Source organism: Burkholderia sp. Ed8 (assembly GCF_040761425.1).
In the GTDB taxonomy this organism is placed as follows: Bacteria; Pseudomonadota; Gammaproteobacteria; order Burkholderiales; family Burkholderiaceae; genus Burkholderia; species Burkholderia seminalis.
Genome location: NZ_CP142885.1, coordinates 2,374,540 through 2,399,917, shown reverse-complemented (window position 1 = coordinate 2,399,917; position 25,378 = coordinate 2,374,540). Strand labels below are relative to the sequence as shown.

The window sequence follows — 25,378 nt, the reverse complement described above, 5'->3', positions numbered from 1 at the left end:
GTCGTGTCATGGCGGGCCGGCCGGAGGTTTTCGTTTCGCGGCCCGGTGGGCTTGGCGGTTTTTCTTCGAATCAACGGTCATTCAGTCACGACGATATAGTTAGGATGGCGATATGAAATACAAGGAAAGTAGCGACTACGAATGGAAGATGGTCATCTTTCTTGCGGTGCTGTTCGGCATCGTGGGTCTCGACCGTCTGGTCATCGTGTACCTGTTTCCGGTTCTGCTGCCGGAGCTGAAACTGAACAACACGCAGGCAGGCGCCATCGCCTCGGTGCTCGCGTTGACCTGGGCCATTTCGACATGGGTGCTCGGGAGCCTGTCCGACCGCCACGGGCGCCGCAAGATTCTGCTCGGGTCGTCGATCTTCTTCTCGGTGATGACTGCCTTGACCGGCGTCGCCAAGTCGTTCCACGGCATGCTGCTCGTGCGAGGCCTTCTTGGCGTGGGCGAGGGGGGCGTGTTCAGCGCCAGCGTCGCGACCATCGACGAAATATCGACGCCGAGCCGGCGCGGCCTGAATCTGGGCGTCCACCAGTCGTTTTTCCCTCTTCTGGGTATCGGCCTCGGACCGATCATCGCGACCCAACTCGTGATGCATATGCGCTGGGAGTGGGTGTTTTTCGTGCTCGGCATTCCGGGGCTGTTGCTGACGTTCCTGATCGGCCGGACCATGCGAAAGACGGAGGCCGGTCGCGACACGCAGGCCCGCTCGGCATCGGGTGGCCCCTTGACCGTGCTGAGATACAAGAACATCTGGCTGACCACGGTCATCGGATCGCTGTTCCAGACGGGCCTGTTCGTGTTCTCGACGTTCGTCGCGCTCTATCTGACCAAAGTCGTGGGCCTCGGTCTCGGCACGGTCGGCCTGATCATATCCGGATGGGGTTTCGGCGGGTTTATCGGGATGATCGCCGTTCCGGCGATATCGGATCGGCTCGGGCGGCGGATCGTGCTCGTCGTTTCCGCGGCTTGTTACGGCATCCTGATGTTGGCGTTTGTTCTTTGTCACGCGTCGCCGATCGTCATGTTCGCCAACCTCTTTGCTGCCGGGATTTGCGGCTTCGGCATCGCACCGCTCTTTCTTGCCGTGATTCCCTGCGAATCCGTCCCGTCCACGCTGACCGGCTCGGCCGTGGGCGTTCCCACCGCAGTCAGTGAACTGATTGGCGGGGTCCTGATGCCGGTGGTGGCAGGCGGGCTCGCCGACACGTTCGGTCTGGGTTATCCGATGCTGATCGTCGGAGGCGTGTCGCTGGTGAGCGCGCTCGTGGGAATGTTTCTCGATGAAACGGTGCCCGCGGCGACGTCGAAGCATGCCGTCTCGACCATCGACGCGGCCTGACCGTTCGGCAACGGGCAGGCGGATGTCGGACCGTTGCGCGGACTCGCGCGACCAGGGCCACTGACGTCGGTCGCGGGGCTGTACCAGGGGCGGTGAAGCGACGCTGTCAGGGTTGACTGCGTCGTCATTTCTGACGATGCGCGACAAAAAGGCCGACGCGCAATCTACGAAGACCGCAATGTACGAGAGACGTAGATGCCCACCCTGCCGCAGCTTTCAGTCGTCGACGCAAAAGGCGCGATCGATCGACGCGAGATCTCCTGCCTGGAATACGTACAGGCGCTGGTGGATCAACAGGCCAACACCGAGTCGCTGAACGGGTTCGCGCATTTCAACCCCGAGACGTTGTTGCAATCGGCGCGAGCCCACGACGAACCGCTCGCAGCCCGGACAGGCCGGATGTCACTTGCCGGCATTCCATTGGCGATCAAGGACAACATCGACTGCGCGGGCATGCCGACAGCGGCTGGAACGGCCGCGCTTCGCCACGCCGTTCCTCGAGCGCAGGCGCCAGTCGTGGCGCGTGTGGTCGAGGCGGGGGCGTTGGTCGCCGGCAAAGCGAACATGCACGAACTCGCTTTCGGCTGCACCAACGACAACGGATTTTTTGGCCCGGCCCGCAACCCGTATGACCCGTCCAGAATTCCCGGCGGAAGCAGCGGTGGGTCGGCCGTGCTGGTGGCGAGCGGGGCGGTGCCGGCGGCGCTCGGCACCGACACGGGCGGATCGGTGCGCATCCCGGCGGCGCTGTGCGGGCTGGTCGGCTTTCGTCCCACGCACGGACGTTATCCGTCCGAGGGCGTCGTGCCGATATCGCCCACGCGCGACACGGTCGGCCCGATCGCTCGCACCGTCGCCGACGTGATGTTGCTGGACGCGATCCTGTCTGGAAGGGGTTCAGCGCCGCCCGCTGCCGACGATGCACGTGACGTTCGCCTGGCAGTTCCGTACTCGACGTTGTGGGAGGGGTTGTCGCCCGACGCACGGCCGGTACTCGAACGTGCGCTGCAGACGCTGAAGGATGCGGGCTTCGAGCTGGTTGACGTGGACCTGCGACGTTATCCGTTTTTTCGTGCGAAGAAGAACGCAACCATTCCTTTTTTCGAGTTCGGCGGCGCCGTGGGCCGCTATCTGGAAACAGGCGGCGTGGCCGTGACGTTCCCGGAGATCGTTGCCCAGATCAGGAGCCCGGATGTGATCCGGATCGTCGGCGACATCCTGGGGGCCGGTGCGATTTCCGCGGCCGAATACGCCGAAGCGCTCCTCGCGCGAGAGCGGTCCCGCACGTCCTACGTGGCGTGTCTTCGCGAAGTGGAGGCAGATGCGCTGCTGTTTCCCACCGTGCTGATTCCCGCTTGCCGCATCGGCGCCGAAACCGTGGCGGTCGGGTCTGAAGCGCTCGATGTCTTTGCCGCATACACACGAAATACCGAACCGGGCAGCAACGCAGGGGTACCCGGCATCACCGTTCCCGCAGGCCTGACCCGGGACGGCCTCCCGGTTGGATTGGCGCTGGACGGTGCGCCGTATTCGGATCAGCGAATCCTGCAGATCGGCAAGGAAATGGAGCGTGTCCTGTGTGCGGCGACGTTCCCGCGTCTCGACGCACACGTTCAATCATCCGGCAACGGCTTAACGAGGAAGGCAAGCAAATGAATCGTCGACATATCCTGAAAAGTATTGCGCTCGGTGCCGCCAGTGCCGCGGTGGGCGCCGGGGGGCTCGTTCCGGTGTCGGTTCGCGCGGCAAACCAGCCGCTGAAGTTGGCGCTGATGGCGCCGATGAGCGGGCCGGCCGCATTTTTCGGTCAAGCCTGCAAAAACTGCGCAGCGATGGCGATCGACGAGATCAACGCGCGCGGGGGCGTGTTGGGGCGCCCGCTCGAGTTGCTGGTGGGAGATGCCGGCGCCGCGCCTTCCGAGTCCGCGCAGACGGCGCTGCGCCTGTGGAAGCGCGACAAGGCGGAGGTCTTTGTCGGATCGCACGATAGTGCTGTCCGCACGGCGCTGGAAAGTCTGTTCCGAGGCCAGGTGCCTTACGTCTATACCCCGATGTACGAAGGGGGCGATTGCGCGAAGGGCACGTTCTTCGTTGGCGAGACGCCCGCGCAGCAACTGACGCCGGTCATTCCGTGGTTGACCGCCCAGCACCAGGTCAAGCGCTGGTTCCTGATCGGCAACGACTACGTCTGGCCGCGCAAGTCGAACGAAGTGGCGAAAAAGGCGATTCAGGGTTCCGGCGCGACCGTGGTCGGCGAAGAGTACGTTCCGTTCGACGTCGACAACTTCGACGCGGTACTGGGCAAAATTCGCGACAGCAAGGCGGATGCGGTGTTCATCACGCTGGTGGGCGGGTCGGCCGTCACGTTCAACAGAAGTTTTGCGAGCTTCGGTCTCGGCGACAGGATGATCCGCTTCGGCACGATGATCGAGGAAAACACGTTGATCGGGATCGGTGCGTCCAACACCAGGAACCTCTACTCGGCGTCCGGCTTTTTCGCGACGCCGACCGCAACGTCCGCGCCGTTTCTGGAGCGTTATCACAAGCGGTTCGGCGCGTCGGCGGTTTTGAGCAGCATCGGCGAGTCGACGTACGAGGGCGTCCTGATGTATGACGCGATGGCCAGGAAGGCGAATTCCGCGTCGATCGGCGATCTGACGAAGGCTTCCGACGGGGCAGGCTACAAAGGCCCGCGCGGCGTGGTCACGATGAAGTCCCGCAACGTGATGGCCGACATCTTCCTCGCCAGGGCATCAGGTGTGCGATACGACATCGTCAAGACGTTCTCGCAGCTTGGCTCGGCCGAGACCTGTGCGAGCGGAGCGGGTGCGGGTTGACGTCATGCTGCTTTCCCATCTTCTCAATCTCGGGTACGCGTGTGCGGCCCTCGCGCTCACGACGATCGGTCTGGCCATCGTGTTCGGGCTGCTGGGCGTGCTGAACATGGCGCATGGCGAGTTCATCATGCTGGGCGCGTACTCGGTGGTCGTCGTGCAGCGTTTCGGATTACCCGCTTTGCTTGCCATACCCGTGGCGATCGTCGTATGCGCTGCCGTGGGTTGGATCGTCGAACGCGTGCTGGTTCGTCCCTTGTATGAGCGGCCGTTCGATACCTTGCTCGCCACCTGGGGCGTTTCGATCCTGCTGCGCGAAGGGGTGGCCGCATTGTTCGGAAAGGGTTACCAGGACGTGACTGGCGCGGATGGCGCATCGATCGATGTCCTGGGCACCCCGTATCCGGCATTCCGGCTTGCGATGATGCTCGCGGTGGGCCTGGCATTCGCCGCGCTCGCGGCATGGTACGGCCGCAGCCAGACGGGCGCGCGGATTCGGGGCATGGTCGCGAATCCCCTTCTTGCCAGGGCGGCCGGCATCAATACGACCCGGCTGGCCAGCGGCACGTTCATCACGGGGGTGGTGCTGGCCGGGTTGGCGGGGGTGTTGCTCGCGCCGATCGTGCGGGTCGAGCCGTACATGGGCCTCGACTATCTGCTCAATTCGTTTTTCGTGCTCGTGGTCGGCGGCCTCGGCAGCTTGCTCGGTCTCGCGGTCGGCACGTTCGTCATCGGCGGAACGCAGGTCGCGGTGTCGAGTTTCATCGATCAGACGTCGGGTTATACCGCCGTTCTGATCCTGTCCATCTATTTCTTGTGGAGTCGCCCGAATGGCCTCGTCTCGCGCCGTTGAAACGGCCCTCCAGGTTGTCACGGCTGCGGTTCTTCTGAGCTTGCCGCTGTGGGCCGGTGACTACAGTGCAAACCAGATCGGGCTTCTGTTGCTGTATGGAATGGCAACGCAAGGCGTTGCGATGTGCTGGGGGAATGCGGGCTTTTTGCCGCTGGGCCAAAGCCTGTTCTTCGGGCTGGGCGCGTATGTCAGCGCCTTGGTATTGCGCGCCGCGGCCGCGGCCGGCGGCGAATGGCAGATCGTCCTGCTTCCGCTTGCAGTCGCGGTACCGGCGGCCCTGGCCTATGCCATCGGATTGATCGTCTTTGCGCGCCGGATCGACAGCGGGCCGTTTTTTTCGCTGATTACCCTTGCGTCATGCATGTTGGGATTTCTGTTGGCCAATCAATGGAGCAGCGTCACCGGCGGCTTCAACGGGCTCACCGATATTCCCGACCTGCCGATGACCGACCGGTATGGAAACCTGTATTACGTGATCGCCGTGGCCGCGGTTGTCGTCACGGCGGGGATCACCTGGTTGAGTCGTCGCCCCATCGGGACGCTCTGGGCCGCCCTCTCGGAGAATGAGGATCGCCTCCAGTTCCTTGGATTCGCGACGCACCGGCTGAAGGCGGCCGCTTTCGGCCTCTCGGGCGCGATCGCGGGTCTGGGCGGCGCGCTGTATGCGCCTCACGAGGGTCTCGTCGGCCCTCAGGCGGTCGGCGTCGCGTTGTCGGCGCAGTTCGTCATCTGGGCAGCCGTCGGGGGGAAGCGCAGTCCGTTGGGTGCGCAACTCGGTGCCGTCGTGATCGGGCTGCTCGCCGCGACCTGGCGCGATCTGTTCACCTATTGGGAAGTGCTGGTCGCGCTGATTTTCATCGGTGTGGTGCGGCTGTTTCCCGATGGCCTGGCCGGCGCGGCCGCCGCGCTTGCCCGGATGGCGGGTCTGCGCGTCGCGAACGTCATTCCGGAGAAACGGCTAGATGCTCACGAGATCGCGACGATCGACAGGCGGCCGGCTCAATCCGCGTTGCTCAGTTTCCGCAAGGTGGAAGTCAGCCAGGGGGGCGTCAACATTCTCAACGGGCTCGATCTCGAGGTGGGAGCCGGGGTCATCCATTGTTTCATTGGCCCGAATGGCGCCGGCAAGACGTCGACATTCAACGCAATGACGGGCCGCTTGCCGGTCCGTTCAGGTGAAATTCACTTTCGCGGGACCGAGATTTCGTCCTCTCAGGCGTGGCAGGTCGCCCGACTGGGCATCGGCCGCAAGTTTCAGATTCCCGCGGTGTTTGCCCGGTTGTCGGTCGACCAGAATCTTCAGATCGCCCTGTGGGCGAACCGGATACGTCCTCGGGAGATGCTGAGCGCGGCGCCGCTGCATTGGAACTCGGTTCAACGCGTACGCACGCTCGGGAAATTCGGGTGTCTCGAATCGAATCTGGCGGTTCGTGCGGGCGATCTGTCTCAAGGGATGCGCCAGATGCTGGAGTTTGCGATGGTGGCGATCACCGAGCCGCGTCTTTTGCTCCTCGACGAACCGTGCGCCGGCCTCTCGGCGCACGAAACCCGTCACATGATGGACGCGATCACGTCGACCGTGGGCGAACTGGAGGCGTCAGCCATCGTGATCGAGCATGACATGAGCGCACTCGAAAAGATCGCCGGCAACGTGGTGGTCCTGCATCAGGGAAGAAGCCTCGCGGTCGGATCGCTGTCGCAGATCAAGATGTCGGCAGACGTCAAGGCCGTCTACTCGGGAGGAAGAAAGTGAGCGAACGCCGGCGGGAAGCCGTGTTGAGGTTTTCGTCGATCGTCGCGGGTTACGGCGACACGATGGTGCTCAAGGGAATCAGTGGCGAGGTGGCCGCGGGTAATGTCCTGGGGGTGTTTGGCCGCAACGGTGTCGGCAAGTCGACACTGATGCGCGCCCTGACAGGTGTTATCCAGCCCACTTCCGGGGCAGTCACGGTCAACGGCGGTGAAGTAGGAAAAGTACCGTCGCACCAACGGCGACGTCTGGGGATGAGCTATGCGCCGCAGGAACGGGTTGTCTTCGACAATTTGAGCGTTGCAGACAACCTGACCCTCGGATTCAGGACAAGAAGCCTGGAAGCATACGAAGAATTGTTCGAGATTTTCCCGCGTCTGAAAGAGCGGTTGCCGCAGGCAGCCGGGAAACTGAGCGGGGGTGAAAAGAAGCTGCTTTCCTTCGCCAGGATCATCGCGGAGCGTTCGCCGCTCACGCTGATCGACGAGCCGTCGGAAGGCGTTCAGCAGGAGAACCTGGAGCGGATGGCATCCGTTATCCGGTCTCGAATCGAGGAAGGCGCGGCGTTCGTGGTGGTCGAACAGAATCTGACGTTTCTCACGTCGATCGCGGACCATTTCATCGGTCTGGATCATGGAGAGATCGTGCTGTCGGGCGACTCGATCGATATGTCGCGCGACCGGCTCGAAGCCGTATTGGCCGTTTAGGCTAGCGTGTCAGGCGATTCGCCGTTTGTGCGTACCTGAGCGTCGACCACGCCGTTCAATCGTCGTCACGGCGCGGCCGTTCCGGCCGCGGCGACGGAAGCAGCTAGCTCCGCACGGTTGGAGAATCCCTTCTTGTCCATGATCCGTCGCAAATGGGTGCGTACGGTCGACAAGCTGATGCAGAGAAGGCGGCCGATATCCTGATCGGTACAACCCTTTGCGACGAGCTGGGCGATCTCGCTCTCACGGTCCGTGAGCCCCGTCGCGCTGCCTGCCCGACGTTTGATGGCGCGGCAAAGGAACGGCTCGATCGCATCGAGCACGAGTTTGTCGCGCAGCTCGAATTCAGGCCGATTCCTGGTTCGCCAGATTCTCAGGTCGCTGAGCTGGCGTTCGCCGTCGAAAACGAACACGTTGATCCCGTGATGCAAACCATCCTGCGCGAGAAACTCGTTATAGAACTCGCTTTTCTCCAGGGCAGGCCGGTCCATCACCTCCTCCACGAACGTGGCCCGGCGCATCCTGCAGAGCTGCGCCGTCATCGGGTCATTGTGCTGGTACCAGCTTGTGTAGCGACGCACGTGATCCGAGTCGACGTTGACCGCAATCGGGTCGACGTAGGTCCCTTTCTCGGCATCCCAGTTGTAGGAGACGCAGAAATCGGATCGCAACAACCGGGTCAAGTCTGACAAAACGACACGTCTGACATCCACGATCGGTCCGAGCTCTTCGAGCCGCCCGATGATGTCGCCGAAAAGTCGGAGTTCGTCGAGCGTGAGATCGTGAACTGGTGGCTTCAAGGGGGCCTCATCGGTAGGAGGAGTCGGGAGACGGCACGCGCGACAGTCTTGGAAGACTGGTTCGCATTACGCATCAATCATAGCAGCGTAAAAAATCCCGATCAGCAACGAACGTGCGGCCTTTGCCGGTCCGTTGTATTCATGCCGCAGTCGCATCCGCCGCCTGTTTTCGGGCCGAAAGGGATGCCCGCGGCGGACCCTGAATGCCGCCGCCACTGACCGGGATTTCCGCATCGACATTTCTGACGATGGGGCTCAAAAAACGCCGGTCATAAAGTGGACGCGCAGTGGGAAGCGGACGTGTTGAGACCGTTCGTCGTGGAGGCAAGCTGGAGGTTTACCCGCAGACGCCTGCCCATTGATCAAACGATTTCAGCGCATTTTCAGCGGGACGTATTCCTCAGCCATTTTCGTCAACGAAAACTACGCCATAAAATTAGGATAGCGATATGAAAAGGATCATCAAGCGAAGCATGGTGGTGTGCGCCGCGGTTGGGTGCGGCGTGGCACATGCGCAGTCGTCAGTGACGCTGTACGGGCTGGTCGATGCGGGCATCACGTACACGAACAATGCAACGTCGAGCACCGGACATGGCGCGCTCGTGCAGTTCACGTCCGGGTCGTCGCAGGGAGATCGTTGGGGGCTGACGGGCAAAGAGGACCTGGGTGGCGGGCTCAAGGCGATCTTCACGCTCGAAAGCGGTTTTCAACTTTCCAACGGGGCCTTGGCGCAGAGCGGGCTGTTGTTCAACCGCGCGGCCTTCGTCGGCCTCGACGGGCGGTTCGGGACGCTGACGCTCGGGCGGCAATACGACTTCATCGGCGATATTTTCCCCGCGTACTCGATCGCGGGAAACACGGCCGCGGGTATCCTCGCGTGGGGCATTCCGGCGTATGCGGCTGGCGGGTATACGCTGGATAACCGACTGTGGGGCGACAACGTCAATAACTCGGTGAAGTATCTTTCGCCGACGATTTCGGGCTTCAGTGTCGGTGCCATGTACGGTTTCGGCAATGTGGCCGGCTCATTGGGCACCAACAGCGCGATGAACTTCCTGCTGAACTACAACCGGGGCGGGCTCGCCGCATCGCTGTCGTATTTCAAGCAGCATAACGCGACCCGCTCCGCGAATTTGACGGAATACGCCGGCGGTGCAACATACAGCCTGGGGAAAGCGCAGATATTCGGTGTGGTGACCGATGTCCAGTTGAGCAGCGGCACCCAAGCGCGCGCGCTGACCTATGACGGCGGCGTGACTTACTTTGTCAGGCCCGACCTCTCGCTCGGCGCCGGGTTCCAGTTCCAGCAGCGCAACAACGGGGTCGGCAGCGCGAATCAGGCGACCATCGGGGCCGATTACTTCATTTCCAAACGCACGGACGTGTATTTCGTCGGGGCGCTCGCGCATGATCATGCGCACGGCGCTCAAATCGAAGCAGCGCTCGGATCGCCGTCCAGCACGAGTTTTCAGACCGCGGCGAGGATCGGCATTCGGCACAAGTTCTGACTGGTGCGGCGGCACGTGCCGGTGGTGCAGGGGCGGGCCGGCAGCGCTTGGTCGTGCGTCGAAATACGATGCGCATGTGAGTGGATGCGTCGCGCGGCGTCCGGTTCGTGCGATCCGTCCGCTACCCGGCGCGGCTACATCGCGGCACTGTAAAGATGATGTGCGTCGGTCAGTGCGTCGGCGACAAGCTGCAGGCCGTCGCGGCAGCGCTCCTGATCCTGCGGGCCGCCGAGGCAGATGCGAATCGCGTCCGGCGGGTTGCCGTCGGTCGAGAATGCCGCGCTTGCCACGGCGGCGACACTCCGGCTTCGCAGATATTGCGCGAGATCCGGTGCTGTCCACTGGCACTCGCCGGGAATCGGCAACCAGAGATGAAAACCGTCGGGATGCGCGTCGAAAGGCCATGCGCCGAGAACGCGGCTGGCGATCGCCTGCCGTGAATGCGCCTCGGATCGGATGGCGGCCAGCATCTCGCTTGCCGTGCCGTCGTTGATCCACTGGGTGGACAGCAGCATCGTGAACGGGCTCGGCATCACGGTCGTGGCGCGCAATGCCCCCGCGATACGCTGTGTTTCGCGCACCGTCGGCGCCAGCAGGTAGGCGATTCGCAGCCCGGCGCCGAGGTTCTTCGACATGCCGGTCACGTAGTAGGTCAGTTCGGGGGCCAGCAACGCCAGTGGCGGCGGGGCGCTCTGCGGCAGCATCGCGTACGCGTCGTCCTCGATGATGGGCACGTTGTAGCGCATCGCGATATCCGCCAGCGCTTCGCGGCGCCTGAACGGTATCGTGAGCGTGCTTGGATTCTGCAGGGTCGGGTTGCAGTACAGCGCCGCGGGCTGTCCGCTTCGGCAGAGCGATTCGAACGCATGCGGCAACGGCCCGTCGTCGTCCCGCGGCAGCGGCTGCAACTGGACGCCCAGTTGCGATGCGATGGCCTTGATGCCGGGGTACGCGAGTGAATCGAGGCAGATCGAATCACCGCGGCGCGCAAGCCGGGAGACGAGCGCGACGAGCGCGCTGTGGATTCCCGGACAAACGAGCACGGTATCGCTGCTGCAGCCGGGCAGGCGATGGGCCAGCCATGCGCGGCCGGCGGCGCGATCCGCCGGTGTGCCGCCGAAATCCTGATATCGCATCAGTTGGTAAGGGTCCGCGGCGGCGAACAATGCCGCCGCCGATTGTTGCAGCCGGCCGACCATCTCGGCCGGTTCAGGGGGCATGTTCATCGACATCTCGACGCTGCTCCCGCCCGACAACTGGACCGTTTGCGTCGGGCCGCGCACGAACGTGCCGCTTCCTGCCCGCGTATCGAGCAAGCCGCGTCGGCGGGCTTCCGCATACGCGCGGGCGACCGTCGTGTAGTTCAGGTTCAGCGCCCCGGCGAGATCGCGCAGCCCGGGCAGGCGGTCGCGCGGTTTCAGCCGGCCGGCCGCAAGATCTTCCTCGATGAGGTCGGGGATCAGCTGATAGGCCGGTTTCCTGCTTTCCAGCAAGCGCTTCGACCAATGATGGATTGCGTAATCCATACCTGTTTCCATTTGACGATTCATCAAAACGTTAGCATGGCGCATTAATCGAAAAATATATATATCGCGCCGTGGAAGCCGACTGATTGCATTGATTGCATCGTGTATCGGATTGATGCATCGATGCACGCCGGGCGCGCACCGGTTCATGCGTGCTGCATCAGTCAGGTGCGCCGTTCGGCCCGGACGGGCCGTTTTCAGTTGGATCCGGATTGGGGCACGCAAGGATCGAACCGACTGCAGCGGCATTTTTGGATTGAATGATTGCAGAGTGATTGCATCGGGTTGCGGCCCGGTTGGCATATGCGTTGCGTTAATGAGTTCGCCCGGATTCGAAAGCGTTCGGGAATCTCATTCAACTCATTTCCAGACGGAGCGTGCCATGCCCGCAGTCAATCAGCCTCTGCACAAGAAGGGAGATTTCCTCGTCGACTACGAGGAAAAAGTATTCGAAGACGTCAAGGCGGAAGCGGGCGAGAAGGCGCTCGTGACGTTCCACACGGTTGCGTTCGAGGGGTCGATCGGCTTCGTGAACCTCCTGCAGGCGACCCGCCTGCAGCGCAAGGGGTTCGAGACGTCGGTGCTGCTCTACGGCCCCGGCGTGACGCTCGGCCTGCAACGCGGGTTCCCGACACTGGGCGACGAGGCGTTTCCCGGCCATCTGAACTTCAACAAGCAACTCGTGAAGTTCATGGAGGAAGGCGGGAAAGTCTATGCGTGCCGCTTTGCATTGCAGGCACTTTACGGGCATGGCGAAGCGTCGCTGATCGAGGGCATCCGGCCGATCAACCCGCTCGACGTGCTCGATATCCAGCTGCTTCACCGCAAGGAGAACGCGCTGATCATCCATACCTGGACCGTTTGATCGAATCACGGGTGCCATCATGTCCGACAAACGCATCGTCCGGGCGGCAGCCGTCCAGATCGCGCCCGATCTGGAACGCGCCGGCGGCACGCTCGACAAGGTCTGCGCGGCGATCGACGAGGCCGCCGGCAAGGGCGTCCAGCTGATCGTCTTTCCCGAAACATTCGTGCCGTACTACCCGTACTTCTCGTTCGTGCGGACGCCGGTCGCGTCCGGCGCCGATCACATGCGGCTCTACGAGCAGGCCGTGACGGTGCCGGGGCCCGTGACGCATGCGGTCGCGGAGCGCGCGCGCCTGCACGGGATGGTGGTCGTGCTCGGCGTGAACGAGCGCGACCACGGCAGCCTGTACAACACGCAGCTGATCTTCGACGGCGACGGGCGCCTCGCGCTGAAGCGCCGCAAGATCACGCCGACGTTTCACGAGCGGATGATCTGGGGGCAGGGGGATGCGGCCGGACTCAAGGTCGTGCGGACCGGTGCCGGACGGATCGGTGCGCTCGCGTGCTGGGAGCACTACAACCCGCTCGCCCGTTATGCGCTGATGACGCAGCACGAGGAAATTCATTGCAGCCAGTTCCCCGGATCGCTGGTCGGCCCGATCTTCGCGGACCAGATCGAGGTCACGATCCGCCACCACGCGCTGGAGTCCGGCTGCTTCGTCGTCAATGCGACCGGCTGGCTGACGGATGCCCAGATCGAGTCGATCACGGGCGATCCGAATCTGCAGAAGGCCCTGCGCGGCGGATGCAATACCGCGATCGTGTCCCCGGAGGGGCAGCACCTGGCCGAGCCGTTGCGTGCCGGCGAAGGGATGGTGATCGCCGACCTGGACATGTCGCTGATCACCAAGCGCAAGCGAATGATGGACTCGGTCGGCCACTATGCGCGGCCGGAACTGCTGAGCCTTGCCATCAACGATCGGCCGGCGGCGACGGTGACCCCGATGGGGATCAACGGGTCGGCCGCCCCTGACTTCGAGGGAAACTGCCATGAGCGTGAACGCGAAACCGTCGGTGCAGAGCCGGCAATTGATGACTGAACTGCAGTCGGTCGGGCTGCGCCTCGCGGATCCGCGGGTTGGCGCCGCGAGCCGGCGCGGCGGCGCCGGGCCGTCCGATCACAAGGCCGTGACGGTCGACGGCGTGACCATCATGGTGCCGGTGCACACGAGCACCGCGTGGGATTCGCCGTTCGTCGCGGGGGCGCCCGATGCGGCGGGCGTCAGCCAGCTCTCGCGCGGCACCATCCCGATCGCGAGCATCAGCTTTCCGTCGAACCCGCGCTTCTACGCATTGCAGACGCTGGAGGGCGTGCCGTATTCGCACATCGCGACGCTGCACGGTGCCGACGTGCTGGCGACCACGGTGTTGCAGACCTGCATTCGCTACGAGAGCCGGCGCAAGACCTGCCAGTTCTGCTCGATCGGCCAGTCGCTTGCAGCCGGCAGGACGATCGCCCGCAAGACGCCTGAGCAACTCGCCGAGGTGGCGCGCGCGGCGGTCCTGCTCGACGGCGTCAAGCACATGGTATTGACGACCGGCACACCGCCGACGCCCGACCGCGGCGCGCGCGTGCTCTGCGAAAGCGCGTTCGCGATCAAGGCGGCCGTCGATCTCCCGATCCAGGCGCAATGCGAGCCGCCCGACGACGACGGCTGGTTCGAGCGGATGAAGGCAAGCGGGATCGATACGCTGGGCATGCATCTGGAAGCCGTGACGCCGGCCGTGCGCGAACGGATCATGCCCGGCAAGGCGAGCGTGCCGCTGTCCCGCTACATGGCGGCATTCCGCGCGGCCGTCGCGGTGTTCGGCCGCGGACAGGTCAGCACCTACATCCTCGCCGGGCTCGGCGACAGCGCGGCCGCGATCCTCGACATGTCGCGCGAACTGATCGGGTTGGGCGTGTATCCGTTCGTCGTGCCGTTCGTGCCGATCAGCGGCACGCCGCTGGAGAGTCATCCCGCGCCGTCGCCGGACTTCATGCGGGCGGTGCTCGAACCGCTCGGCGCCATGCTGCGCGATGCCGGCATGCGCTCCGCCGACATCAAGGCAGGCTGCGGAAAGTGCGGTGCCTGCTCGTCGCTGTCGACCTACGAGGTATGACCATGTACTGCGCAGAGATGGGACTGGCCGACAGCAGCAGCCCGTACCGGCCAGCCGAATACCGGATCAAATGGGCGGCGCTTCCCTGGGAAATCGACGAGGCATACAAGCTGCGCCGGGCCGTGTTCTGCATCGAGCAGGGCATCTTCGCCGGCGACGATCGCGACGATATCGACCGCCACGCGCAATTGCTGGTCGCGGTCAGTTGCTGCGCGGGTCTGCCGGAGCAGGTGGTCGGCACGGTGCGGATTCACGAAACCGGGCCGGGAACCTGGATGGGCTCGCGGCTCGCGGTGCATCCGGCATTCCGGCGGCAAGGCAGGATCGGCTCGATGCTGATCGCGCTGGCCGTCAGCAGTGCGCATGCCGAAGGTTGCCGGCGCTTCGTCGCACACGTGCAATCGCAGAACGTGCCGCTGTTTCTTCGGCTTCACTGGGATGCGCTCGGCGAGGAAACGTTGTTCGGACGTCCTCATCAACTGATGCAGGCCCAGCTTGAACACTATCCGCCGTGCGGCACGCCATTCGAGGGTTTCGTCCTGCGGCTAGAGGGGGCGCAATGAGTGTCGAGGATCGCATCGCGACGCTGCGCGCGAGCCGCGGCTTCCAGCACAAGCACGACATCGCCGGCGTGGTTGCGTCGCTCGCGGGCGCATTACCGAACGGAGAACGGGACCTCGCACAGGCCGTCGCGCTCGGTGACGACTGCGCGGCGATTCCCGACGCGGACGGCTACCTGCTGTTTGCGATCGAGGGGATGGTCGGCGATTTCGTCGAGTCGATGCCGTGGTTTGCCGGGTACAGCGGCGTGATGGCGAACGTCAGCGACATCTACGCGATGGGCGGGCGGCCGATCGCCGTCGTCGATGCATTGTGGAGCGACGGAATCGACGCCGCGCGGCCGGTGCTCGCCGGGATGGCCGCGGCGGCGTCCGCGTACGGCGTGCCGATCGTCGGCGGCCACAGCAACACGCGCAGCGTGCAGGGGCAACTGGCCGTATCGGTCCTGGGCCGGGCCCGCGCGCTGCTGTCGAGCTTCAGCGCGCGGCCGGGCGATCGCCTGATGATGGCGGTCGACCTGCGCGGCGCATTCGAGGCGCCGTATCCGTTCTGGAATGCGTCGGTCGGCGCGCCGCCGGCCCGGCTACGCGGCGATCTGGAGATTCTGCCGACGTTGGCCGAAGCCGGGCTGTGCGACGCCGCGAAGGATATCTCGATGGCCGGCGTGCTCGGGACGGCGCTGATGCTCGCCGAATGCTCGCGCGTCGGTGCGCGGATCGCGCTGGACGCGATCCCGCGTCCTCCAGGCGTCGACTTCGATCGCTGGCTGACGGCCTTTCCGAGCTATGGGTTCGTGATGGCGGCGCGGCCGGCGCATGCCGACGCGATCGCGGAACGCTTCGCGGCGCGCGGGCTCGCGTGCGCGGTGATCGGCGATATCGACGCCTCGTGCGAGGTCGTCGTCGAAGAAGCGGGCGAAACGGCGGTGCTGTGGGATTTCCGGGTCGAGCCGTTCATCACCTGCACCGTTGGGGATGTGCGATGAGCGCCGATACGTTGCGCATCGCACTGCTCACCCACTCGGTCAATCCGCGCGGCGGTGTCGTGCACGCGCTGGAACTCGCCCGTGCGCTGCACGATGCGGGCAGCGACGTCACCGTGTTCGCACCGGCCGCGCCGGACGAGAGAATGTTCCGCGACGTCCGGTGCCGCGTCGTGCTGGCGCGCGTCGATGGCCATCCGCGCAGCGTCGCGGACATGGTGCGCGCGCGGATTGTCGCGATCAGGCATGCATTGCTGGAGCACGATGCAAGCGGCTTCGACGTGCTGCATGCCCAGGACAGCATCACGGGCAATGCGCTGGCCGACCTGAAGCAGTCGGGTGCAATAGACGGCTTCGTACGGACCGTGCATCACCTCGACGTATTCGACGACCCGCAGCTCGAACGCTGGCAGGCGCGCGCGTGGCGAGCGGCGGACCAGGTGCTGTGCGTGAGCGCTGCGTGGGCGGCCACGATGCGCGGGACGTTCGGGGTCGACGCAAGCGTGGTGCCCAACGGCGTGGACGTCTCCCGGTTCGCTCGGGCGGATCGGGCGGCCGTGCAGGCGGTGCGGCAGCGGTTCGGCCTGCACGGCGCGCCGGTCGTCCTGGCGATCGGCGGGATCGAGCAGCGGAAAAACTCGATCGCGCTGCTCGAGGCGTTCGCCCGGCTGCGCGGCACGATGCCCGACGCACGGCTCGTGATCGGGGGCGGCGCGAGTCTGCTCGATCACGATGCTTACGCGCGCCGCTTCGTCGCGCGCGCCGCCGCACTGGGGCTGGGGATCGGCGTCGACGAAACCGTCGTGTCGACGGGGCCGCTCGACGATGCGGCGCTGGTCGCGCTGATGCACTGCGCCGACGTGGTGTCGATGGTGTCGATCCGGGAGGGATTCGGCCTGGTCGTGCTCGAGGGGCTTGCTTGCGGAAAGCCCGTGGTCGTATCCGAAATCGAACCCTTTACCGAGTATCTGGACGAGCGCGTGTGTGTGTGGGCCGATCCCGCCGATGTGGATTCGATCGCCGGCGCGCTGCGCGACGCGCTATCGGGACGGCGTGCTCCCGATTTCGCACGTGCCGTGCCTGCGCTGATGAACCGCTTCACATGGGAAGCGAGTGCACGCAGGCATCTGGACATCTACCAGGACAGGCTGGCGCAGCGTGCGCAAGCATCGTCCGCCAAGTGAGGAGGCATCATGCCGGTCATGCATTTTCGGGTCCGTTGGCCCGACCAGTCGGAAACCAATTGCTATTCGCCTTCGACCGTGGTGTCGGAATTTTTCACGCCCGGCACGCAATACGCGCTCGACGACTTCGTCGAACGAGCCCGGCGTGCCCTGGGTATCGGGTCCGAGCGCGTACGGGAGAAATACGGGTTCGCGTGCTCGGCCGCGATGGATGAACTGGCACGGATCGAAGCGCACGCGCAACGATTTTCTCCGCAGGGCGATGCGACCGTGACCGTCATCGAGCTCGTTTAGGGCGTCCGGCACGCGGCAATCCACCGTCGTCTTCAACACACATTCAGGACTGCATCATGTCAAGCGAACCCGTTGTTTCATCCAGCCTCCCGGATATCGATTCCCGTCTCGGCGTAGCGGTCATCGGCGGCGGGCAGGCAGGACTGTCGATCAGCCACTACCTGAAGCAGGCAGGTATCGATCATCTCGTGTTCGAAAAGGAGACCGTGACGCACACGTGGCGCACGCAGCGCTGGGACGCGTTCTGTCTCGTGACGCCGAACTGGCAGTGTGCGCTGCCGGGCTATCCGTATCGCGGTGCGGATCCGCACGGCTTCATGACGAAGGACGAGATCGTCGAGTATCTCGACGGATTCATCCGCAGCGTCGATGCCCCGGTGCTGGAACACACCGCCGTCGAGCGTGTGACGCGCGACGCGGACGGACGCTATCGCATCGCGACGTCGCGCGGCACGTACACGGCGGATCGGGTCGTCGTGGCATCGGGCGGCTACCATCGGCCGATCGTGCCGCGGATGGCCGAGCGGTTTCCGGCCACGATCGTGCAGATCCAGTCGTCGGAATACCGGAATCCGGCCGCGTTGCCGGACGGACCGGTTCTCGTGGTCGGATCGGGACAATCGGGTGCGCAGATCGCGGAGGACCTCCACCTCGCCGGCCGAAAGGTGTTCCTCGCGGTGGGCGATGCGCCTCGCTGCGCCCGTTTCTACCGGGGCAGGGACGTCGTCGACTGGCTGGCCGACATGCAGTACTACGACATGCCGGTCGATGCGCATCCGCTGCGCGAAGGCGTGCGCGACAACACCAACCACTATGTGACCGGCCGCGACGGCGGGCGCGATATCGATCTGCGCCGCTTTGCCGCCGACGGGATGGAACTGTACGGCCGGCTGGAGGATTTCACGGGCGGACAGTTGCGCTTCTCCGCAGATCTGGCGGCGCGGCTCGACAGCGCGGACGATACGTACAACCGGATCAACGCCGGCATCGATGCCCATATCGAGAAGAACGGAATCGCGGCGCCCCCTGCGACGCGCTACGCGCCCGTGTGGCGTCCGGCCGGCGAGCGCACGGCGCTCGATCTCGCGGCGAGCGGCATCGCATCGGTCATCTGGTGCATCGGCTTCACCCCGGATTTCAGCTGGCTGGATGCGCCGGTCTTCAACGGCCGCGGTTATCCCGCGCACCGGCGCGGCGTGACGCCGGTTCCGGGGCTCTACTTCGTCGGACTGCCGTGGCTGCACACGTGGGGATCGGGGCGATTCTCCGGCGTTGCGCGCGATGCCGCCCATATCGTCGACCAGATCCGGGCCGAGATGACGGCGCCGCGGCGCTCATCCGAAAGCGTGGCTGCCTGACGCCGCTGCATACGCCATCCATCGCCATCGAGCCGGCATGCCGCGACGCGCGCACGCGAGGCTCGCGGAAGACTGGCCGGGCGACGCGTGCAGGCAGCGTCGCCGGGATGCGCCGGCCGCGCGTGCGTGCCGCGACGACCCCGGGTTCTTCGACGAGGGGCGGCAGCATGCCCATGCGACGATCGTGCCGATGCTCGCCGGTTTCGGCGCGTCGGACTACGCCGACAATCTCGCCTATAACGATGTCTACGATTGCGCGTTGGAAAGTCAAACCGAAACGAAGCTCGATTCAGTCAATTGACTCCGCCGGACGATTGCTTTAAAAAGTAAAGCATGACCACGCCAAGAATCGGACAACGCGTTCGCGGATCGACGACGGGGCGGCCCATCATGGTCGTGCTGGATCTGCTCGGGCGCCGCACCGCGCTGCGCATTTTGTGGGAGCTGCGCGGCTCGCCGCTCACGTTCCGCGCATTGCAGGAAGCCTGCGAAACGAACGCGCGTCTGCTCAACACGCGGCTGGCCGAGCTCAAGGCGTCGGGCCTCGTCGAGCACGGGGAGGGCGGCTATCGTATGACCGCCGAAGGCCGCCGGCTCGAAGCGGCGCTGCAGCCGTTGCTGGGGTGGGCAAGAGAGTGGGCGAAGCGCGACCCGGACGGGCTGGACGCGGCCGATCGCGAACAAGCCGGTCAGGCGCGCTGACCGCTCCTGTGCGCGGGTGCGGTCGCATCGTCATTCCAGGTCACGCGTCGAGCGTGATCCATTTTTCGTTCGCGGAGTCCATTCATGCCTGTTCGGGCCGTCATATTCGACTTCGATCTGACGCTGGCGGATTCGTCCGCGGCGATCGTCGAATGCACGGAATACGCGTTGCATCGGCTTGGCGCGGCACGCGCGACACCCGCGCAGATCGGCGCCGTGATCGGTCTGACGCTGCCGCAGATGTTCCGTTCGTTGACGGGCGAGACCGAAGCGGCGCGGGCCGATGCGTTCGCGCGGCACTTCGTCGCGCGTGCCGACGAGATCATGGTGCCCGGCACGCGCATCTATCCCGAGGTGCCGCCGCTGCTTGCACGGCTGCGCGAGCAAGGGCTCGCCGTCGCGATCGTGTCGTCGAAGTTTCGCTACCGGATCGAGGCGATTCTCGAGCGCAACGGCTTGCAGTCGCTGGTCGACGTGTTGATCGGCGGAGAAGACGTGCAACGTCACAAGCCGGATCCCGAAGGGCTCGTGCTGGCGTTGGCGCGGCTGGGCTTGCCTGCCGCCGCCGCGATCTATGTCGGCGACCATGCGGTGGACGCGCAGGCGGCCGAGCGCGCGGGCGTGCCGTTCGTCGGCGCGGTGACCGGCATGACGTCGTTCGATGCGTGGGCGCGCGCGGGCAAGCAGGCGGTCCCGGCGCATATCGGCGAACTGGCCGCGATCGTGCGGCGGATGCAGCACGAGCCAGGCCGGGCGTCCGGCCCGCACGGCGTCTGACGCCGGTTTCGGGAGCCGCACGATGCCGCGCCGCGTGAACCATCTCCGCTGGAAGATCGTCGCGTTTCTGGTCGCGCCGCTGACCTTCGTGATGACGCTCGATCGCGCGGCGATGGCCGTGGCCGCTCCGGCGATCCAGGGCGAACTCGGCCTGTCGATCGTCGAGATGTCGATGATCCTGACGATCTACTTCTGGGCCTATGCGCTCGGCCAGATCCCGGCCGGACGCGCGGCCGAACGCTTCGGGTCGCGCCGCGTGCTGTTCGGCACCAGCACGCTGTGGTCGCTGATGATGATCGTCACGCCGCTCGGCGGTTCGTTCGCCTGGTTGTTCGGTTGCCGGCTGGTGCTTGGCGGCGCGCAGTCGGCAGACTGGTCCAGCAGCGTCGTCGCGCTCAAGCGCTGGTTTCCGGCCGGCGAGCGTGCGAAAGGCAACGCGGTGCTGCTCGCGGCTGTATCTGGGCCCGATCGTGTCGGCGCCCCTCACGGCCTGGACGATCGTCCATTTCGGCTGGCATGCCGTCTTCCATGGATTCGGCGCGCTCGGCCTGCTGCTCGGCGCAATCTGGTGGTTCGGCTACCGCGATGCGCCGGCGTCCCATCCGCTGATCACGCCGGCCGAGGCGGACTACATCGCGGCCGGCCAGCCGCCCGGCCAGACGGCCGTGTCGGGTTCGCTCGCGCGTTGCCTGCGGCTGGGGCGTTTCTGGGTCTTCGGCATCCAGTACTTCCTGCTCGTGCTGATCCAGAGCTTCTACACGACGTGGCTGCCGACCTACCTGATGCGCGCGCGCGGCCTGTCGCTGAAGGCAATGGGGCTGTACGCGTCGCTGCCGTGGGTGGCCGTGTTCGCGGCGGTATTCGTCGCGGGTACCGTCAGCGACCGGTTGCTGAGGAAAACGGGTTCGATCTACCGGGCGCGCACGCCGGTCGCGATCGCGGGATTCGTCGTGAGCGCGCTGGCCCTGGTCGCCGCGTCGCGCGCGCAGGCGATGGCCGCGGTCATCGCGCTGCTGTGCCTGTCGTTCGCGGCCGTCGGATTCGTGCAGGTCGTCGTGTGGTCGGCCGCGCAGGATCTCGGGCGGCCGTTCGCCGGGGTGATGTCGGGCTGGACCAACGTGTGGGGCGCACTGTCGAACGTCGCGGGGCCGATGGCGCTCGCGCTCGTCGTCAAGATCACCGGCAACTGGGGCAGCGGGATGGTCGTGATCGGTGCCGCGGCGGCCTGCGGCGCGGTGCTGTGGCTGTTCGTGCATCCCGAGCGCCCGCTGCTGGCCGCGACGGCGGGCGGCTTGCCGCCGTCGGCAGCGGGCGGGAATGCGGCGCGCGGCGACGCGGGCGCAACCCGTGCCGACGCCGGGCGGGTGTCCGAGCCGGCCGACTGAGCCGTATTGCACAACGGGCCGGCAGCGCGCGACGGATTCTGCGACCATCGCCGTTAAAGTCCTGTCCGCAACCCGATCCGCTGCCATGTCCCTAATTTCCGTCGCCTTTGCCAGCATCCGGCCCGCGCACGCGCGGTCGGCCGCCCGTGCGCTGTCGTTCGCACTTTCGCTCTCGGTTTCGATCGCCGGTGGCGTCATCGGCATGGCGGGCAGTGTGCGTTCGGCCGAAGCCGCGACACCTACCCAGCGCGAACGTCTCGAAGCACCGGTCAAGGCCGTCGCCGACCAGCGCGTGGCCGTCGCGACGCCGCAGGGCAGCGCGGCGCTGCCCGTCTATGCCGACCATCCGCTCGATCAGCCCGCGCCCGACGTCGTGCGTGTTTTCATCGTGATTCACGGCACGCTTCGCAACGCCGACACGTATTACGCGTCGGGGCGCCAGGTCGTCGAGAAGGCCGGCGCGGCCGGCAGCGGCACGATGGTCGTCGCGCCGCAGTTCCTGACGCGTGCCGATACGCGCGCATTCTCGTTGCCCGCATCGACACTCGCGTGGACGCAGGAAGGCTGGAAGGGCGGCGAACCGGCGCGCCAGCCGGGGCCGGTCAGCTCGTTCGCGGCGCTCGACGCGCTGCTCGCGCATTTCGCCGACCGCAGCCTGTACCCGTCGCTGACGACGGTCGTCGTGATCGGTCACTCCGCCGGCGCGCAGTTGCTGCAGCGTTACGCCGTGGCCGGGCATGAAGGCGACGCGCTGGCGCGTGGCGGCGTCGCCGTGCGCTACGTGGTCGCGAACCCGTCGAGCTACCTGTATTTCGACGACGAACGGCCGAATGCCGACGCGATCGCGGGCGGCATCTGCCCGCACGCGACGCAATGGAAGTACGGGCTGAAGTCGGCGCCGCCGTACGTCGCGTCGCAGGATGGGCGCGAACTCGAAACGCGTTATGTGGCGCGCGATGTCGTGTACCTGCTCGGGCAAGCCGATACGAATCCGTACACGCATTTCATCGACCGTTCGTGCGCGGCGATGGCGCAGGGCCCGTACCGGCTCGCGCGCGGGCTCGCGTATTTCGACTACCTGAAGAAGCGGCACCCGGACGATCTCGCGCAGCAGGTCGTCGAAGTCCCGGGCGTCGGGCATGACGGTCTCGGCATGTTCACGTCCGCTTGCGGGCTGGCCGTGCTGTTCGGGCAGGCCTTGCCGCAATCGTGTCCGGTCGTCGCCGGCACCGCGCCGGCGATGCGGGCGGCAGGGCCGTGAGCGGGCGAGCGAGGTGCGCGCGCGGCGAGAATCGATCGATCAGAAAAATGCAGGAATCGGCGACATAAATTCATTTCCCTGCGCGGCGTTCGCGGTTCAGGATGACGGCGTTCCCAGGAGCGTCCCCATGAACATCACGATCCTCGACGATTATTTCGACACGCTGCGCACGCTGCCGAGCTTTCGCAAGCTGGACGGGCAGGCGGTCACGATCTGGAACGACCATGTGCAGGACGTCGACGCGCTGGCCGAACGCCTGCGCGATACGGAGGTGCTCGTGCTGATTCGCGAGCGCACGCAGATTCGCGCGCCGCTCATCGCCCGGTTGCCGAAGCTGCGGTTGATCAGTCAGCGCAGCGTGTATCCGCATATCGACATCGACGCGTGCACCGCACACGGCGTGATCGTGTCGTCGAACCAGCATGCCGGCACGCCGTCCTATGCGGCTGCCGAACTCACCTGGGGCCTCGTGCTGGCCGCGATGCGCCAGATTCCGCAGCAGATGCGCGCGCTGCAGGCCGGCCACTGGCAAACCGGCGTGGGCCGGACGCTGCGCGGGCGCACGCTGGGCATTTACGGCTACGGCCGGATCGGTGCGGAGGTCGCCCGATACGGCGCCGCGTTCGGGATGAACGTGCGGGTCTGGGCGCGCGAAGCGTCGCGGCAGCGCGCCCGCGACGACGGCTGGCACACGGCGCCGGACAAGCGCACCTTCTTCGAAACCTGCGACGTGCTTTCGTTGCACATGCGGCTCGTGCCCGCCACGCGCGGCATCGTGACGGCCGAGGATCTCGGCCGGATGAAACCCGATGCGCTGCTGGTGAACACGAGCCGCGCGGGCCTCGTCGCCGCGGGCGCGCTCGAGGCGGCATTGCAGGCCGGCCGGCCCGGGATGGCGGCGCTCGACGTGTACGAGACCGAGCCGCTGCGCGACCCGCGGCATCCGTTGCTGCGTTTGCCCAATGTCGTGTGCACGCCGCATATCGGCTACGTGACCGAGGACGAATACGAAACGCAGTTCTCGGATGTGTTCGACCAGATCGTGTCCTATGCGGCCGGACAGCCGATCCACGTGGTCAACCCGGACGTGCTCGCGCACGAAGCGGCATCGATCGAGCCGTTGATCCTCGACCTGCTCGAATGGATCGGGCCCGGCGCGCGGCCGTACGACGAGGTGATCGACGCATGGCGCACGTCGTGCCCGCGCCTGCCGGTCTGGGAGGAGGCGTGCGCGCGCGGTTACGTGGTCCGGCACCATGCGCCCGGCGGCGTGGCGGAGGTCGAAGTGAGCGAAGCCGGCCGCGCCCGTGTCCGGGCCGCGCGCGCCTGAGCGTGCGGGGCGGGCGGCGAGCGGCGAGCGGCCACGCCGTCCGCGCGTCATGCCGTTTTTTCGGCGACCGGCGCTGCGTCCGGATCGTACACCGTCAAGCCTTCCGTCGGATCCGTCGGCACGTCCCACGGGCGCGCGGCGATCGCCCGTTTCGCCGCGTCGTAGCCGGCCTGTCGGCGCGCCGCGATGCCGGCCGGCGTGAAATCGATGTCCTTCAACTGATTGTCGCCGTCGAGCCGCGGCGCGGCGAGCTTGATCAGGTGCATCGTCGTCTCGCATCCCCACGCGGCGAGCCGGCGCACCGCGGGCGACGCACGGTCGGCTTCCGGCACGTGCCGGACCAGCTCGCGGATCACGTGGCGCAGCCGGTGAATCTGCTGCTGGCGCGCGATGTGGCTGTCGGTGCGGCTCGCGTACTGGATGTCCTTCTGTCGCTCCGACACCTGCCAGATGCTCTCGGGCTCGGGGCCGGCCGGATTCCACATCTGCACGGAGAAGATGATCGAGCTGCGGCGCGGGTTGTCGTCGAGCACGACCTCGACCGGCGTATTCGAATATACGCCGCCGTCCCAGTACGGCGCGCCGTCGATCCGTATCGCCGGAAACGCGGGCGGCAGCGCCCCCGAACTCATGATGTGCTCGATCCCGAGCCGTGTATCGCGTGAATCGAAATAGCGCATCGTGCCCGTACACGCGTTGACGGCGCTGACGGTCAGGCGCGGATGGCCCGCGTTCAGCAAGTCGGGATCGACCAGCGACGCGAGCGTGTCGCGCAGCGGCGCGATCCGGTAGTACGACGCGCGATCGACGCCGAGGCGCGCCAGCGGCCCGAACCACGACGCCGGATTGGGCTGGAAGAAGCCCGTGATGCCGCCGCCGATGATCATCAGCTCGGCCAGCATCCGGTCCCAGCCGGGCACCAGGGGCGGGACGTCGAAACGGGTCCGCTCGGTCACGCGCCGCCAGAACGCCGACAGCTTGTCGTAGCGCTGCTCCGGCGGATTGCCCGCGATCAGCGCCGCGTTGATCGCGCCGATCGACGTGCCGACCACCCAGTCGGGCCGGATCCCGGCTTCGTCCATTGCCTGGAACACGCCGAGCTGGAACGCGCCCAGTGCGCCGCCGCCCTGGAGCACGAGCACGACTTGCCCGGGGAGGTCCATTCGTGCCGGCTGGCTCGCGGTCATGGCTTGCCTCGCTGCGTATGACGGTGGGTCGGATCCGAACAGTTCGATTCAGTTTAGGCGATCG

23 protein-coding genes and 2 pseudogenes are annotated in these 25,378 nt (G+C 65.8%); 22 read left to right on the top strand and 3 right to left on the bottom strand.

Annotation, left to right across the window (positions count from 1 at the left end; genetic code table 11):
• Positions 1–112: 112 nt before the first annotated feature.
• The 6 genes from VXM69_RS10975 to VXM69_RS10950 all read left to right on the top strand — a co-directional run bounded on the left by VXM69_RS10975 (position 113) and on the right by VXM69_RS10950 (position 7,489).
• Entirely contained in the window at positions 113–1,345 is a 1,233-nt protein-coding gene (locus tag VXM69_RS10975) for an MFS transporter (RefSeq protein ID WP_367188585.1), read from the top strand.
• Positions 1,346–1,540: 195 nt separating this feature from the next.
• Complete coding sequence (gene iaaH / locus VXM69_RS10970; protein ID WP_226253272.1) at positions 1,541–3,001, top strand: indoleacetamide hydrolase; 1,461 nt, start codon at positions 1,541–1,543, stop codon at positions 2,999–3,001.
• Complete coding sequence (locus VXM69_RS10965) at positions 2,998–4,182, top strand: substrate-binding domain-containing protein (RefSeq protein ID WP_367188584.1); 1,185 nt, start codon at positions 2,998–3,000, stop codon at positions 4,180–4,182. The genes iaaH and VXM69_RS10965 overlap by 4 nt, the downstream gene beginning before the upstream one ends.
• 4 nt (positions 4,183–4,186) lie before the next feature.
• On the top strand, positions 4,187–5,032 hold the full coding sequence (locus VXM69_RS10960) for a branched-chain amino acid ABC transporter permease (RefSeq protein WP_124670334.1): 846 nt from the start codon (positions 4,187–4,189) through the stop codon (positions 5,030–5,032).
• The gene (locus VXM69_RS10955; RefSeq protein ID WP_367188583.1) at positions 5,010–6,785 is read left to right on the top strand and encodes an ATP-binding cassette domain-containing protein; all 1,776 of its coding nucleotides are present in this window, start codon (positions 5,010–5,012) and stop codon (positions 6,783–6,785) included. Before VXM69_RS10960 ends, VXM69_RS10955 begins: the two co-directional genes overlap by 23 nt.
• Positions 6,782–7,489: an ABC transporter ATP-binding protein gene (locus tag VXM69_RS10950; RefSeq protein WP_226253269.1), complete on the top strand. Its 708-nt coding sequence runs from the start codon at positions 6,782–6,784 to the stop codon at positions 7,487–7,489. Before VXM69_RS10955 ends, VXM69_RS10950 begins: the two co-directional genes overlap by 4 nt.
• 65 nt (positions 7,490–7,554) lie before the next feature.
• Here VXM69_RS10950 and VXM69_RS10945 read toward each other — a convergent pair whose 3' ends face one another.
• The gene (locus VXM69_RS10945) at positions 7,555–8,289 is read right to left on the bottom strand and encodes a helix-turn-helix transcriptional regulator (RefSeq protein WP_034189490.1); all 735 of its coding nucleotides are present in this window, start codon (positions 8,287–8,289) and stop codon (positions 7,555–7,557) included.
• Between the two features lie 449 nt (positions 8,290–8,738).
• Between VXM69_RS10945 and VXM69_RS10940 the strand changes: the two genes are divergently transcribed.
• Positions 8,739–9,797: a porin gene (locus VXM69_RS10940; RefSeq protein WP_367188582.1), complete on the top strand. Its 1,059-nt coding sequence runs from the start codon at positions 8,739–8,741 to the stop codon at positions 9,795–9,797.
• 134 nt (positions 9,798–9,931) lie between these two features.
• Here VXM69_RS10940 and VXM69_RS10935 read toward each other — a convergent pair whose 3' ends face one another.
• Positions 9,932–11,323, bottom strand: a complete 1,392-nt coding sequence (locus VXM69_RS10935) for a PLP-dependent aminotransferase family protein (protein ID WP_367189237.1) — start codon at positions 11,321–11,323, stop codon at positions 9,932–9,934.
• Between the two features lie 382 nt (positions 11,324–11,705).
• On the opposite strand from VXM69_RS10935, the gene VXM69_RS10930 reads away from it, so the two are divergent.
• From VXM69_RS10930 to VXM69_RS10860, 15 genes and pseudogenes are all read left to right on the top strand, one after another.
• Positions 11,706–12,188 (top strand): MSMEG_0572/Sll0783 family nitrogen starvation response protein, encoded by a 483-nt coding sequence (locus tag VXM69_RS10930; protein ID WP_034189492.1) that lies wholly within the window; start codon positions 11,706–11,708, stop codon positions 12,186–12,188.
• 19 nt (positions 12,189–12,207) lie between these two features.
• Entirely contained in the window at positions 12,208–13,230 is a 1,023-nt protein-coding gene (locus VXM69_RS10925) for a Nit6803 family nitrilase (RefSeq protein WP_343727514.1), read from the top strand.
• Positions 13,223–14,293 carry an MSMEG_0568 family radical SAM protein gene (locus VXM69_RS10920; protein WP_034189542.1) on the top strand — a complete coding sequence of 357 codons (1,071 nt, stop codon included), beginning with the start codon at positions 13,223–13,225 and terminating at the stop codon, positions 14,291–14,293. The genes VXM69_RS10925 and VXM69_RS10920 overlap by 8 nt, the downstream gene beginning before the upstream one ends.
• Positions 14,294–14,295: 2 nt before the next feature.
• Entirely contained in the window at positions 14,296–14,856 is a 561-nt protein-coding gene (locus VXM69_RS10915) for an MSMEG_0567/Sll0786 family nitrogen starvation N-acetyltransferase (protein WP_124607758.1), read from the top strand.
• Positions 14,853–15,839, top strand: a complete 987-nt coding sequence (locus VXM69_RS10910) for a sll0787 family AIR synthase-like protein (RefSeq protein WP_367188581.1) — start codon at positions 14,853–14,855, stop codon at positions 15,837–15,839. Before VXM69_RS10915 ends, VXM69_RS10910 begins: the two co-directional genes overlap by 4 nt.
• Entirely contained in the window at positions 15,836–17,020 is a 1,185-nt protein-coding gene (locus tag VXM69_RS10905; RefSeq protein ID WP_367188580.1) for an MSMEG_0565 family glycosyltransferase, read from the top strand. Before VXM69_RS10910 ends, VXM69_RS10905 begins: the two co-directional genes overlap by 4 nt.
• A gap of 9 nt (positions 17,021–17,029) precedes the next feature.
• On the top strand, positions 17,030–17,314 hold the full coding sequence (locus VXM69_RS10900; protein WP_034189497.1) for an MSMEG_0570 family nitrogen starvation response protein: 285 nt from the start codon (positions 17,030–17,032) through the stop codon (positions 17,312–17,314).
• A gap of 56 nt (positions 17,315–17,370) precedes the next feature.
• Positions 17,371–18,672: an MSMEG_0569 family flavin-dependent oxidoreductase gene (locus VXM69_RS10895; RefSeq protein ID WP_200088856.1), complete on the top strand. Its 1,302-nt coding sequence runs from the start codon at positions 17,371–17,373 to the stop codon at positions 18,670–18,672.
• A 37-nt stretch (positions 18,673–18,709) separates the two neighbouring features.
• Complete coding sequence (locus VXM69_RS10890; protein ID WP_367188579.1) at positions 18,710–18,973, top strand: hypothetical protein; 264 nt, start codon at positions 18,710–18,712, stop codon at positions 18,971–18,973.
• An 89-nt stretch (positions 18,974–19,062) separates the two neighbouring features.
• Positions 19,063–19,374 (top strand): winged helix-turn-helix transcriptional regulator, encoded by a 312-nt coding sequence (locus VXM69_RS10885; protein ID WP_226104046.1) that lies wholly within the window; start codon positions 19,063–19,065, stop codon positions 19,372–19,374.
• 84 nt (positions 19,375–19,458) lie between these two features.
• Positions 19,459–20,151 (top strand): HAD family hydrolase, encoded by a 693-nt coding sequence (locus VXM69_RS10880; RefSeq protein WP_069706345.1) that lies wholly within the window; start codon positions 19,459–19,461, stop codon positions 20,149–20,151.
• A pseudogene (locus VXM69_RS10875) lies at positions 20,036–20,548 on the top strand (MFS transporter); the annotation flags it as partial. The gene VXM69_RS10880 and the pseudogene VXM69_RS10875, both read left to right, overlap by 116 nt.
• Positions 20,549–20,573: 25 nt before the next feature.
• On the top strand, positions 20,574–21,536 hold the full coding sequence (locus VXM69_RS10870; protein WP_367188578.1) for an MFS transporter: 963 nt from the start codon (positions 20,574–20,576) through the stop codon (positions 21,534–21,536).
• A gap of 85 nt (positions 21,537–21,621) precedes the next feature.
• Positions 21,622–22,797 (top strand): alpha/beta hydrolase, encoded by a 1,176-nt coding sequence (locus VXM69_RS10865; protein WP_367188577.1) that lies wholly within the window; start codon positions 21,622–21,624, stop codon positions 22,795–22,797.
• Positions 22,798–22,924: 127 nt separating this feature from the next.
• Positions 22,925–23,893 (top strand): annotated as a pseudogene (locus VXM69_RS10860) (D-2-hydroxyacid dehydrogenase family protein); the annotation flags it as partial.
• 281 nt (positions 23,894–24,174) lie between these two features.
• Here the strand turns inward: VXM69_RS10860 and VXM69_RS10855 are convergent.
• Complete coding sequence (locus tag VXM69_RS10855; protein ID WP_034189503.1) at positions 24,175–25,314, bottom strand: patatin-like phospholipase family protein; 1,140 nt, start codon at positions 25,312–25,314, stop codon at positions 24,175–24,177.
• Between the last annotated feature and the right edge of the window lie 64 nt (positions 25,315–25,378).